This window comes from Paraburkholderia lycopersici (assembly GCF_900096975.1).
Lineage (GTDB): Bacteria > Pseudomonadota > Gammaproteobacteria > Burkholderiales > Burkholderiaceae > Paraburkholderia > Paraburkholderia lycopersici.
In genome coordinates this window covers 22,188-35,081 of the sequence record NZ_FMYQ01000036.1, presented here as the reverse complement: position 1 = coordinate 35,081, position 12,894 = coordinate 22,188, and the positions used below count along the sequence as shown (strand labels likewise).

10 protein-coding genes are annotated in these 12,894 nt (G+C 68.7%); 3 read left to right on the top strand and 7 right to left on the bottom strand.

Annotated elements, in window-relative coordinates; translation table 11 throughout:
• The first annotated feature begins 240 nt into the window (after positions 1 to 240).
• The gene (locus tag BLU17_RS28365) at positions 241 to 2,757 is read left to right on the top strand and encodes a heavy metal translocating P-type ATPase (RefSeq protein ID WP_092004746.1); all 2,517 of its coding nucleotides are present in this window, start codon (positions 241 to 243) and stop codon (positions 2,755 to 2,757) included.
• A gap of 263 nt (positions 2,758 to 3,020) precedes the next feature.
• Here BLU17_RS28365 and BLU17_RS28360 read toward each other — a convergent pair whose 3' ends face one another.
• The 6 genes from BLU17_RS28360 to BLU17_RS28340 form a co-directional block, all read right to left on the bottom strand.
• The gene (locus tag BLU17_RS28360; protein WP_425434152.1) at positions 3,021 to 5,615 is read right to left on the bottom strand and encodes a penicillin-binding protein 1A; all 2,595 of its coding nucleotides are present in this window, start codon (positions 5,613 to 5,615) and stop codon (positions 3,021 to 3,023) included.
• A 280-nt stretch (positions 5,616 to 5,895) separates the two neighbouring features.
• On the bottom strand, positions 5,896 to 6,192 hold the full coding sequence (locus BLU17_RS28355; protein ID WP_092004743.1) for a hypothetical protein: 297 nt from the start codon (positions 6,190 to 6,192) through the stop codon (positions 5,896 to 5,898).
• A gap of 93 nt (positions 6,193 to 6,285) precedes the next feature.
• The gene (locus BLU17_RS28350; RefSeq protein WP_092004813.1) at positions 6,286 to 6,900 is read right to left on the bottom strand and encodes a flavin reductase family protein; all 615 of its coding nucleotides are present in this window, start codon (positions 6,898 to 6,900) and stop codon (positions 6,286 to 6,288) included.
• Between the two features lie 228 nt (positions 6,901 to 7,128).
• Positions 7,129 to 7,284 carry a hypothetical protein gene (locus BLU17_RS33385; protein WP_176929221.1) on the bottom strand — a complete coding sequence of 52 codons (156 nt, stop codon included), beginning with the start codon at positions 7,282 to 7,284 and terminating at the stop codon, positions 7,129 to 7,131.
• A gap of 214 nt (positions 7,285 to 7,498) precedes the next feature.
• On the bottom strand, positions 7,499 to 8,362 hold the full coding sequence (locus BLU17_RS28345; protein ID WP_092004740.1) for a hypothetical protein: 864 nt from the start codon (positions 8,360 to 8,362) through the stop codon (positions 7,499 to 7,501).
• Between the two features lie 158 nt (positions 8,363 to 8,520).
• Positions 8,521 to 9,207: an MgtC/SapB family protein gene (locus tag BLU17_RS28340; protein ID WP_092004737.1), complete on the bottom strand. Its 687-nt coding sequence runs from the start codon at positions 9,205 to 9,207 to the stop codon at positions 8,521 to 8,523.
• Positions 9,208 to 9,401: 194 nt separating this feature from the next.
• Between BLU17_RS28340 and BLU17_RS28335 the strand changes: the two genes are divergently transcribed.
• Positions 9,402 to 10,487: an AGE family epimerase/isomerase gene (locus BLU17_RS28335; protein ID WP_092004734.1), complete on the top strand. Its 1,086-nt coding sequence runs from the start codon at positions 9,402 to 9,404 to the stop codon at positions 10,485 to 10,487.
• A 55-nt stretch (positions 10,488 to 10,542) separates the two neighbouring features.
• Here BLU17_RS28335 and BLU17_RS28330 read toward each other — a convergent pair whose 3' ends face one another.
• The gene (locus BLU17_RS28330; protein ID WP_092004731.1) at positions 10,543 to 12,102 is read right to left on the bottom strand and encodes a methyl-accepting chemotaxis protein; all 1,560 of its coding nucleotides are present in this window, start codon (positions 12,100 to 12,102) and stop codon (positions 10,543 to 10,545) included.
• A gap of 291 nt (positions 12,103 to 12,393) precedes the next feature.
• Here BLU17_RS28330 and BLU17_RS28325 point away from each other — a divergent pair, with 291 nt between their 5' ends.
• Entirely contained in the window at positions 12,394 to 12,837 is a 444-nt protein-coding gene (locus BLU17_RS28325; protein ID WP_092004728.1) for a PaaI family thioesterase, read from the top strand.
• Positions 12,838 to 12,894: the final 57 nt, after the last annotated feature.

Below are 12,894 nucleotides of genomic sequence, written 5' to 3'. Positions count from 1 at the left end.
CCCAGGGCCGTGATGAACTGCGCACAGCATGGCGCCAATGCCGCCGGATGGTATCGTATCGCTCGCGCCTGGGCCTGAGAAGACTGCGGTGCGCAATAAATATTGCCTTACGCCTGCATCGTTTGCTCGCAGGACTCCAGGCTCTCACGAGAAGGCCACAATGTCGCACCCCTTGACCTTCCCATGATGGCAACGTAGATACTGCGAACATCGATGACAGCCAGTGTTCGCACCCCCATCATGAACGAACCCCTCGTGGCAGACCGCACCGAAGCCGCCGTGACCGAACTCGAGATCCACGGCATGACGTGCGCCTCGTGCGCCACGCGCGTGGAGAAGGCGCTCGCCAGGGTGCCGGGCGTCGCGCGCGCCTCGGTCAACCTCGCCACGGAAAAAGCCACCGTCGAGGCCAATGACGGCGTTGTGCCCGCCACGCTCGTCGCCGCCGTCGAAAAGGCCGGTTACGAAGCCGTGCCCGTCGCGACCGAAACCGCCACGTTCGCCATCGGCGGGATGACCTGCGCGTCGTGCGCGAATCGCGTCGAGAAAGCGCTTGCGCGCGTGCCCGGCGTGGCCGGCGCGAGCGTGAACCTCGCCACCGGGCAAGCCACCGTCAACCTGCGCGCGCCGCTCACGGGCGAGCTGCAGGACCGGCTCGTCGCCGCGGTGAAGAAGGCCGGCTACGAAGCGACGCCCCTCGCCGCAGACGAAGACGCCTCGGCGTCCGCAAAAAACGCCGCCGCCAGCGACGAAGCGCGCCGCGAATGGCGCGCCGTGCTGATTTCGGCCGTGCTGACCGCACCGCTCGTGCTGCCAATGTTCGGCCACTGGATCGGCCTCGGCTGGATGCTCCCCGCCGCAGTGCAACTCGCGCTCGCGACCGCCGTGCAGTTCGTGTTCGGCGCGCGCTTTTACCGCGCCGCCTGGCGGGCCGTGCGCGCGGGCGCGGGCAACATGGACCTGCTGGTCGCGCTCGGCACCTCGGCGGCGTATGGCGTGAGCGTCTACGCGATGCTCGCGCATCCCGGCGACGTCGCGCATCTGTACTTCGAAGCGTCGGCGGTCGTCATCACGCTCGTGCGCTTCGGGAAGTGGCTCGAAGCCCGCGCGAAACGCCAGACCACCGACGCGATCCGCGCCCTCAACGCATTGCGGCCCGAACGCGCGCGTATTCGCGTGGACGCCGCCGCAAACGGAACAGGCGACGCAGCCGCCGGCGAACGCGAAGTCCCGCTCTCCCAGGTGCGCGTGGGCACCGTCGTGCTCGTGCGCCCCGGCGAGCGGCTGCCCGTGGACGGCGTCGTGCTGGAAGGGCGCAGCCACGTGGACGAATCGCTCATCACGGGCGAAAGCCTGCCGGTGCCGAAAGCGCCCGGCGACTCCGTCACGGGCGGCTCGATCAACGGCGAAGGCGCGATGGCCGTGCGCACCACGGCCATCGGCGCGGAAACCACGCTCGCGCGCATCATCCGCCTCGTGGAGAGCGCGCAGGCCGAAAAAGCGCCGATCCAGCGCCTCGTCGACCGCGTGAGCGCCGTATTCGTGCCCGCGATCCTCGTGATCGCGGCCATTGCGCTGGCAGGCTGGCTGTTCGCGGGCGCGAGCGCCGAAACGGCGATCCTCAATGCCGTCGCCGTGCTCGTGATCGCCTGCCCGTGCGCGCTCGGGCTCGCCACGCCGGCCGCGATCATGGCCGGCACGGGCGTGGCAGCGCGCCAAGGCGTACTCATCAAGGATGCCGAAGCGTTGGAGACCGCCCACAACGTGAGCGTGGTCGCCTTCGACAAGACCGGCACGCTCACGCTCGGCCAGCCGTCGCTGACGGCGTTCGAAGCGGCCGAGGGCCTCGCGCGCGACGAAGCACTCGCGCTCGCGGCCGCCGTGCAGCGCCAAAGCGATCACCCGCTCGCGAAGGCCGTCGTGCAGGCCTGCGACGCTCAGGCGCCCGGCACGCCACGACCCGCCGCTGCCCATGCGCGCGCGGTGCCGGGGCGCGGCGTCGAGGCCGAGGTGAACGGCCGGCGCCTCGCGATCGGCAGCGGCCGCTGGCTCGACGAACTGGCGCTGACCGTGCCGCCCGCGCTCGCGGCGCGCGCGCGTTCGCTCGAAGAAGCCGGCAACACGGTGTCGTGGCTCTTCGCGCTGGGCAGCGATATGTACGGAGCATCGCGCGGTGAATCGCACGATGGCGTGCTGGCGTTGCTCGCGTTCGGCGACACGGTGAAGCCCACGGCCCGCGAGGCGGTCGCGAGCCTCAAGTCGATGGGCATACGCAGCGTGCTCGTGACCGGCGACAATGCGGGAAGCGCGGCGGCCGTGGCCGCGCAGCTCGGAATCGACGAAGTCCACGCGCAAGTGCTTCCCGACGACAAGGCGCGCACGATCCGCGACCTCAAGATGCGCAGCGGCGGCATCGTCGCGATGGCGGGCGACGGCATCAACGACGCCCCCGCGCTCGCCGCCGCCGACATCGGCATCGCCATGGCAACCGGCACCGACGTCGCCATGCATGCCGCCGGCATCACGCTGATGCGTGGCGACCCGGCGCTCGTTGCGTCCGCAATCGATATCTCGCGGCGCACCTGGCGCAAGATCCAGCAGAACCTGTTCTGGGCGTTCGTCTACAACCTGATCGGGATTCCGCTCGCGGCGTTCGGTTTGCTCAATCCCATGCTCGCGGGCGCGGCAATGGCGTTTTCCAGCGTAAGCGTCGTGACCAACGCGCTGCTGCTCGGAACCTGGCGGGCGCGGCGCTAGAAACGCCGGGCGGCTCGCGAGTCAGCTGGCAAAACCCGCCGGAAGGGCGCGTTTCGCGCCCTTTTTCTTCTTTTGGAACCCCAACTATCTCACCGGCCGTGGCGCAAGATCAGCAGTATCGTCGCGCGCATGGACGAGGTGCACTCGATCGTCGGCGAAATTGACGCGGCGAGGCAGCGGAACGCGGCGCTCGTGGGCGAACCCGCGCGGGTTCCGCGAGCGCCGCCCGCAAGCCCTCGCGTGCAACCCGAGGCGAACGGCCTTCATTGCCCCTGCGGCTGCGCCACGGGCGGCGTGTAGCTGGCGCTCGCGCCCGAAGTGTCGGGTTCGGCGACGTCGGGCGTCGGCGTCGGCGCGAGCGCGGGCTCCTGCGCGGGGTAAGAGGGCTGCGGCGCTTGCGGCGGCGCGCCCGACGGGCCGATGATCGGCGGCTCGCCGAGTTCTCGCGTGCCCGACGCCGCGGACGCCGCGGATGCTTCGGCAGGCGCCGACGCTCCACCCGCCTCCGATGCCGCCGACGCCGCCGATGCAGGCGCCGGCGCGCTCACGCGCGGCGGCGGCGCATGCCGCACCGGCGCGTTTTGCGGCGGCGGCGCCTCGCGCGCGCCGAACAGCTTGTCCATCCACGCGCGCAGTTTCTCGCGGAAGGTCTCGAAGGCGCCCGGCGTCACCTCGGTATCGAAGCGCGCGCGCGGATCGACGAGGCGCGAACGAAATGCCCGCTGGAAGACGTCGCCGACGATCGGCAGCGCGCTGTGCGCCCCCTGTCCCCAGTAGTCGTCGAGCGTCACGCGGCCGTCGTCGAAACCCACCCATGCGCCGCCGACGAGCTGCGGGGACATCAGGATGAACCAGCCGTCCGTATTGCCCTGGGTCGTGCCGGTCTTGCCCGCCACGTCGCCGCGAATGCCGAAGCGCGAGCGGATCGCCGCGCCCGTGCCGCGGTTCACGACGTCGCGCATCGTGTCGAGCAGCGTGCGGTCCGCTTCGGCGGAAAGCGCGCGCTCGGGCGAGGCGTTCGCGAACTGCGCCAGCACGTTGCCCTTGCGGTCCTCGATGCTCGTGACCATGCGCGGTTCGAGATACACGCCGTCGTTGGCGATGGTGCTGTACGCGGAGACCATCTCCTTGAGCGTGACCGGGCTCGTGCCGAGCGCGAGCGACGGCACCGGATCGAGCTGGCTGTCGCGCACGCCCATCGCGCGCGCGAGGCGCGCGACCTTGTCCGGCCCCACCGTCTGCATCAGTTGCGCCGTGATGCGGTTGCGCGAGAACGCGATCGCGTCGCGCAAGGTCATCGGGCGGTTGCTCGGCGGCACGTCGTCGGTCGGTTTCCAGATCTCGCCGCCCGCCAGCGGAATCTCCACCGGCTGGTCGATGAACGTATCGCCCGGCTTCGCGCCCGCCGCATAAGCCGCGCCGTACACGAACGGTTTGAAGGTCGAGCCCGGTTGCCGGCGCGCCTGCTGCACGTGGTCGAACGGTTCGTCGGTGAAATCGCGGCTGCCCACCCACGCCCTGATCTGACCATTGCGCGGGTCGATGGCGAGGAAGCCCGCCTGCACCTCGGTCTTGTCCTTGCAAAGGTTGCGCATGAAGTCCCGGTCGGCGGCGAGATGCTTGAGCGCGTCGGCGTCGCTCGCGCCCGCGTCGCGCGCGCTCTTGTAGTCCGGTGTTTCGCGCATGAACGTCGCGAACAGGTCGTTGCTCGCCGTGCAGCCGTTGCGGCCGCTCCATGTGCTGTTCGCGATGCCCTGGAGCTGGTTCGCGTGCTGGCGCAGCGCGGTGGTCGCCATCTGCTGGAGGCGCGAGTCGATCGTGGTGCGCACCACGAGGCCATCGGAGTAGATGTTGTAGTCGTTACGATCGGCCCATGCGATCAGCCACTTGCGCAGTTGCAGCGCGAAGTGCGGCGCGGGACCCGGCGGCTCGGTCTGGCGCTCGAAGTCCAGACGCAGCGGCTTCTTCGAGAGCGCCGCGTACTGCGCGGGGCTCAGCTTGCCGTATTTCACCATCTGGCCGAGCACGGTGTTGCGCCGCGCGAGCGCGCGCTCGGGGTTGATCACGGGGTTGTAGTAGGCGTTGCCCTTGAGCATGCCCGTGAGCGTCGCGGCCTGCAGGATGTCGAGCTGATCGGCCGAAACGCCGAAGTAAGTGCGCGCCGCCATCTCGATGCCGTAGGCGTTGTAGAGAAACGGCACCGTGTTCAGATAGGTCTCGAGAATCTGCTGCTTGCTATATACGGCCTCGATCTTGAACGCCGTGATCGCTTCCTTGATCTTGCGCGTGAGCGTGGGCGCGCGGCCGATCTCGTCGGGATAGAGATTGCGCGCGAGCTGCTGCGTGATGGTCGAGCCGCCCTGGCGGCCGCCCGAGAACGTATGCAGCGCGGCGCCCGCCGTGCGCTTGAAGTCGATCCCGTGGTGCTCGTAGAAGCGGTGGTCCTCGGTCGAGATCAGCGCGTCGACCATATGCGGCGATATCTGCGAGAGCGGCACCCATTCGCGGTTCGAGGGCTTGAATTCGGCGAGCAGCTTGCCGTCGGCGGAAAGGATCTGCGCCGGCTCGTCCACGCGCGCCTTGCGGATGTCGCCGATGCTGGGCGTGAACGGAATCAGCACGAGCACGTAGAGCAAGACGAGCGCCGGCAGCGCGCCGATGGCAATGAATACGCCGCGCCGCGTGGGATGCCGCAGATGACGGAGCGCACGCGCGCCCAACGGGCGGGCAACGGCGCCGAGCCGCATGGCGGCGGGCTTCAGGCGGGAAAAGAGCATCGCGATTCGATCGCGGATCAACGGCACGTAACGCTTCACGCGGGCAGGTAGGGTCGGCTGGCAAAGCGTGCATCGTACCAAACTCGCGGACGGCTTCCTTCTTCCCGGCGAGCCCAACCCCGCATCGCCGGAAGCTGGTCACGAAGCGAACGGCAAATATCGGATGAGCCCGGCGCCAAGCCCCGGTCCCGCCCGCGCCTCATCGGCGCTCACGTGAGCGACACGATGACCGACGGCGCGGACCCGATGCGGCATCGGGCGGACGCGCAGGTCGTGGATCGCCTGTCGAAGCGCGCCGACCTCGACGGCGAATCAGATGGCAAGCATGGTGGCGATGCGCGCCCGGCTTCCGAGACACGTGTCAGAGCACCAGCGATAACGCGATCGACAACCACACCGCCGCCGCGCCGCAAAGAAACGCGCGGCGCGCCAGCAAGAAGCGCGATTCGTCGTTGGGCTGCGCGGGCGACGTCGCGAGCCAGGGCACGCTGCCGAGGCACGCGAAGCCCGCGAGCGCGATGCCGACGACCACGCGGTCGCCGATGCGCCAGGCCGAAGGCTCGTGCAGCCCCCAGTAACCGAGGGCGATCATGCCGATCGAAAACATCGTCGAGGCGGCCGAACTGAGCGCCACCACCGATCCCGTCGGAGATTGCATGGGTTGCCTCCCTGCGCGCCTCGCGCTGTCGGGCCATTATCGGCGTGCGCACGGGGCGCGGCAACGCCGCGGGCCGCCCGCGCCAGACGAGGCTTACGCGCCCGGCCGCACCATCTGGAACATCTCGCCGATCTGCGCGTAGTCGGCGCGATAGCCCGCCCGCATCACGGGCTGGGCGGCGTGCGTGTCGAAGAGGCCGTCCTTCAGATATTCCTCGCGAATGTGCACGCCCACCACCTGGCCGAGCGCGAGCCAGTTGTCCATCGGCGCGCCGTCGAGCGATTTGAGCTGCACGATCTGCAGCAGCTTGCATTCGAGCGCAGCCGGCGACTCGGCTACGTGCGGCACGGCAACGCTGCGGCCCGGTGCGGCCGTGAGGCCCGCGAGAGCGAATTCATCCACGTCGGCCGCGACCGGCGCGGAGGTTCGGTTCATCTGTGCGGCCAGCGCCTTCGACGTGAGGTTCCAGACGAACTCGCCGGTTTCTTCGACGTTGCTGATGCTGTCCTTACGGCCTTCGCTGCAGAACCCGATAATCGGCGGAAACGTGGCGAACGCGCCAAAGAAGCTGTAGGGCGCGAGGTTGAGCACGCCGCTCTTCGCGCGGCTGGAGATCCAGCCGATCACGCGCGGCGCGACGATCGCCTTGAATGGGTCGTGCGGCAGGCCGTGGCCGCGGGCGGGGTCGTAGAAATAGGTATCGGGCATGGTGTGAGGCATAGCGTTGCCGGGTTGCGGATCGGGCGGCGCGGGTTCGCCGCACGACGCCATGAGCGCCTTGAAGCGGCACCACTATGACACGTGCCGCGCGTGGCTGCCGTCGCGCGCAGCGAAGCGGCGCTGCCTCAAACTGCCCCAGACGCAACGAGGCCGGCTCCCGAAAGAGAGCCGGCCTCGCTAAAAAGACCAGGCGGTCCGACCGGAGAAACGCTTCGATCAGTCACGCGGCATGCCGAACGGCATGTAGTGCGAGCGGCGAACGCGCTCGGCTTCGCGGTGACGCGCTTCGTACGAGTACTCCGAATCCATCGGCAGATACGGCGACGCGAAGAGGTCGCTCACCCTTTCGAACAGTGCGAGGATAAAGCTCATGGCGACTCCCAGTTAAGCTGCGATTAAGGGTTTTCCCTAGGACAGAAGCGATTATAGGGTTTTCCCTTAGTCGACGCTAGTGCATCGCAGCAAAAAATGCGCGACGCGCGGCCGCACGGTGGCGTGCATTAACGATGCGTTGCAGCAAAGCAACGCATCGAGGTTTTCCGGTATGGGGATGGATCGCGGAACGAAGCCGCGCTTAGCGGGCCGGTTAGCGGGCCGCTTTTTGGCCCGGTCTCTGTGCGTGATGCGCGTGCGCGGCCCCGTGCGCCGGATGCGCCAACGCGCGATGCGCGGGTGCCGGTGCGCTCCCGGGTGCCGGCGGCGCAGCGGCGGCGGACGGCGCCACTGCCGCAACCGGCGTGGCGAGCCGCTGCGTTAGCTGGTCGAGCGTGGACTGCTGCTTCAGGATGAACTGTTCGAGGCGCGCCTGCTCCGCGCGGGCCTCGTTCGCCATGCTATCGAGCCGCACCGATTGCGCGATGCCAAAACCCACCGAAGCAAGCACAGCCGCCGACGCTGCGGCGAGCACCCACTTGAGCTGCCGCGACGACGCGGCGGCCATGACGCGCTGCCCGGCGAGCGCCCCCTGGAGCGCACCGTGTAGTGCGTCGAGACGCTGCGTCAGCGCGTCGGGCTGAACGGCTTCGACGCGTTCGGGATTGTCCGCGGCGAACGATGGCTCGGAGGCGATCGCGGCGCCAGGCGCTGCCGGCGCATCCTGAGCAGCCTCGACGGCCGGCGGCCCCGCTTCGTCCACGGCGGGAGCAGCCGGCCGTTTCGCCCGCGTTGCGCGGCGCGCGGCCGTTGCCCCCGCAACCGGGCTCGCGACGCTCCCCTCGTCGCCGGGCGTTGCGCTCGTCTGGGCAGGCTCGGGCGTTTCGAAGCCGCTCAGCGTGCCTTGGCGCAAGCCGCCATCCGCGGGCAAGCCCGGTTCGCGCGCAGGTTCGCCCTCGGGCGCGTGCGGACCAGGGGAGTCGAGTGCGACGGGGGATTCGGAAGCGTCGAACGAAGGAGACGATGCGCTGTGCTTCGACGGCGCGCCGGAAAATGCGGTATCTGCGTAATCAGCCATGGGTCAGCGTGCGGTTCGCGTCGCGCGCCGGCCGGTCACGGCCACTGCGCGACGTCCTGGTGTTCTGGTTCGAGCGGCCATTGTCGCATGCTCGAACGCCCCGCCAGGCACTCTCGTCTGACTTAACCAACAGGCATCGCGCGAACACGCCGCGCCGATCAACGCTGCGGGCCGTCCTCGCGAAACTCCTTCACGCAGGCCAGGCGGCGCAACGTCGCGCAGATCGCCTCGTATTCCATCGACGACACGCGGTGCAGCGTAATCATCACCTCGTCCAGGTCGGGCGAGTCGTCGTTCTGCTGCACGATGAACTGCTTCACACGCGGGCTCGACGTGCCGAGCGCGTCGTGCAGCGAATGAAACGTGAGCGCGCCGCGCGTGACGAGCAGCGTGAGCTGGCGGCGCTGCCGGAACGTGATGAAGCGCCGTTCCAGCGGCTTGATGCCCGCGAGGATGATGAGAATGATGGCCGTCGCCGCGATCGCGCCCGTGTAGAGCCCGCCGCCCACCGCGAGGCCCACGGCCGCGACCGACCAGAGGCTCGCCGCCGTCGTGAGTCCGCGCACGATCTCGCCGCGCAAAAGGATCGAGCCCGCGCCGAGAAAGCCGATGCCCGAGACGACCTGCGCGGCCATCCGCGAAGGGTCGAGCACGACATGGTCGTCCTTGAGCACTTCGGCGAAACCGTACGCCGAGACGAGCATGATGAGCGCCGAGCCCACGGAGACGAGCATATGGGTACGCAGCCCCGCCGCCCACGAAAGACGCTCGCGCTCGAAACCGATCACGCTGCCAAGGACCGCGGCGAGCACCAGCCGCGAAATGAGTTCCCAGTTTCCGATCATGGCCGTCAGCCTCCTTGTTGTCATCGGCATGCCCCGCCGCGCGGGACGCCTGTCATCGACATATCGAAAGCGGCGCAGCCGGCTGCGACAAACCCGCTACGAAGCCAGCCTGACTGGGCCGCGCAGTTTGCGAATGCGTACAATCGCCGAACCTGCTCCTTCGACGCGACGCGGCCCGCCGCGCCCTCTCATCCATGAACAGCCTTACGAGCGCAGCCAGCCTGCGCGAGCATTTCGACCGCATCGTCCTGCCCTTGTGGCGCGGCCCAGGCTTCAACGCCGAACTGCGCCTGCCCTACGAGGCGCTCGACGCGGCCGGTGCAAAGCCGCTGCCCGTCACGCGCTACCGCGCGATGGCGTGCGCGCGCCAGCTCTTCGTATTCTCCGAGGCCGGCGACGCCGCCCACGCCCACACGCTGTTCGAAACGCTGCGCCACACTTATCAGGACCGGGCCCACGGCGGATGGTTCTACAGCGTCGACGCCACGGGCGCGCCGCTCGACACCACCAAGGACCTCTACACCCATGCCTTCGTGGTATTCGCGAGCGCGGCCTACGGCCAGCGCTTCGGCGCGACCGAGGCGCTCGAGCTCGCGCGCGCAACGTCTTCGCTGATCGTCGAGCGTTTCGCGGCCCGCGACGGCCTGTTCAACGCGGCGCTCGACGCCCCCTTCGCAAGCGTCACCGCCGGGCCGCTGCAGAATCCGCTCATGCACCTCACCGAAGCCTGGCTCGCCGCAAGCGAGGCGACCGGCGACAGCGCATTCGACACGGCCATCACCCGCCTCGTCGAAGCGCTCGCACGCGGCTTCCTGCACGAGCCGACGGGCTGCATCGCCGAACTGCCGATCGGCGCGGCGGATAACCGCCTCGAGCCCGGACATCAGTTCGAATGGTTCTGGCTGGCGTCGCGCGCGGGAGCGCGGCTCGGCGGATCGGGCCTCGACGCGGCGCTCGCTCGCGCCTTCACCTTTGCGGTGAAGCACGGCGTGGACCCGGAGAATGGAGGCGTGGCGGCCGCGCTCGACGAGCACGGCCGTGTGATCGATGCGACGCAGCGCATCTGGGCGCAAACGGAGTACTTGCGCGCGCTCGCCACGCACGGCGACGCGGCGGTGCGCGCGGCGCTGGAGCCGCAGATCGGCCGCTTCGCGCCGCGCTTTCTCACGCCGCAAGGCTGGGTGGAATGCCGCGGCGCCAACGGCGAAGTGACGCGTGCCGACATGCCGTCGACCACGCCCTATCATCTCTTGACCGCCTACAAGGGCATGGGCATATAAGGCGCCCCAAGGCGCAGAAGCCCGGCCGCCGCGACGTTTCGGCGGCCTCGGACGCTTACGCCGCCAGCACGGCCGGCGAAATCTCGAACGCGGCAACGGCCTCGGAAAGCTGGCGCGTCTGCCGGTGCAGCGACGACGACGCCGCAGCGGCCTCCTCGACGAGCGCCGCGTTCTGCTGGGTCATCTGGTCCATCTGCGAGACGGCCTGATTCACCTGGTCAATGCCCGTGCTCTGCTCGAGCGACGACGCGCTGATCCCCGCCATCATCTGCGTGACGCGCGAGATCGAGTTCGACACCTCGCGCATCGCGTCGCCCGCGCGCTCCACGAGTTCCGAACCGCCGCGAATCTGCGAAACCGACTCGCTGATGAGCGTCTTGATCTCCTTGGCCGACTGCGCGCTGCGCTGCGCGAGACCGCGCACCTCGCCCGCCACGACCGCGAAGCCGCGGCCCTGCTCGCCCGCGCGCGCCGCTTCCACGGCCGCGTTGAGCGCGAGAATGTTGGTCTGGAACGCGATGCCGTCGATCACGCCGATGATCTCCGCGATCTTGTCCGAGCTTTGCGCAATGCCGTGCATGCGCTCCACCACCTCGCCCACCACGGCGCTGCCGCGCGCGGTCGCGTCGAGCGCCGCCTCGGCGAGCGCGTTCGCCTCGCGCGCGTTCTCGGCCGTGTTGCGCACGGTGCCCGTGAGCTCCTCCATGCTGGCAGCCGTTTGTTCCAGCGACGCCGCCTGCGATTCGGTGCGCGCCGAAAGGTCGGCGTTGCCGGTGGCGATCTCGTCCGCGCCCACGTGGATCGAGCCCGCCGTTTCGCGCACGGTGTGAACCGTGCGCGCGAGACTCGACTGCATCATCGCGAGGTCGCGAAAGAGCCGGCCGATCTCGTTGTCGCCGCGCGCGGCCACGCGCTCGTTCAAATGTCCGCGCGCAATGCGGTCGAAATGGCGGCCGGCTTCTTCTAGCGGCTCCACCACGCCGCGCCGCAACGCGAAGTGCACGCCGGTCGCAAGCGCGATCAGCACGACCAGAATGAAAATACCGACGCCCCGGAACAGCGCGAGGCGCGAGTCGATCGAATCCAGCGACGCACGGCTCGCCGCGGCGCTGAACTGCGCGAAGCCGTGCAGTTCGGCGAGATAGGCGTCCTGGTACGACTGCGTTGGCTGGTCGAGGAAGGCCTGCAGATTATTGCCGTTGAGATCGTCGATCAGTTCGCCGAGCGCCTTTCGATAAACCTGGTAGCGCTGCGCGAGCGCGGCGACGCGCGCGCGGTCGTCGTCGTTGATCGGCGGCACTTCCATGAGCGCCGCGAACGTGGTGTCGGCGGCCGCGAGCTGGTCGCGCGCGTGATTGACTATGTCGGTGGGAACGGAGCCGCCGCGCACCATGCGCGTGCCCGCGCGCGAGAGATTGATGCGGGCATCCATCAACTGCTGGGTGATGACGTTGGCGGCGCTCGCCTGGCGCAGCGCCACCTTCGAAAGGTCGGCTACGTCGTCATGCGTGCGCGTGAGCGACCAGTAGCCAAGTCCTGCGGTCACGAGCTGCAGTACGCAGAACGCGGCGAGGACGCACAACAGGCCGGATGCGACCTTGATCTTGCTGAACATCGGAACACCTGGGGTAGCAGTGAAAGAGTGAGGCAAGAGCATGTGATCGCTCGTACCCGCACTGCGTTTACGGCCGCGTAAACGTTGTTTTTGAGGCTCGGCGCGTGAATAAACCGTGAAAAAGCACCATGGAATGCGCAATGGATCATTTCCGAAATGATTTATTGGTTATTGCATACATTCCCCGCAACAATGAAGCGCGCCCGCAACCCGATTCACCTTGACGCGGCCCGAACGCGCTTCCTACAGTGGTTAGGAAACCACACGGGGATAGACCCAGGGAATGCGACGATGACAGATCTGGTGGATCGCGCGCGCGGCGCGTTGCACGCCCAGCCCTTCAGCGTGCTGCTCGGCACCGAGCTGATGCATGTGGGTACCGACGAATTGACCCTGCGCCTGCCGGTACGCGACGAGCTCAGGCAGCAGCATGGGTTCGTCCACGGCGGCGTGATCGGCTACCTCGCCGACAACGCGCTCACCTTCGCTGGCGCGCTCGCGCTCGGGCCGCGGGTGGTGACGGCGGAATACAAGATCAACTATTTGCGGCCGGCGCTCAAGGGCACGCTGGTAGCGCGGGCGCGCGTGGTGCACGCGGCGCGCCATCAGGCCACCTGCCAGTGCAGCGTCTACGTAATGGAGAACGGCGACGAACGGCTCGTGGCGCTGGCGCAGGGAACGGTCAGCCGGATGTCGGAGGGCGGGCCGCCGGAAGAGAAAATCCAGGCGGACTGAACCGTCCAGCCCACAAACGAGGCGCGCGAGGCGAAGCGGGGGTCCCCGCCGCGCCTC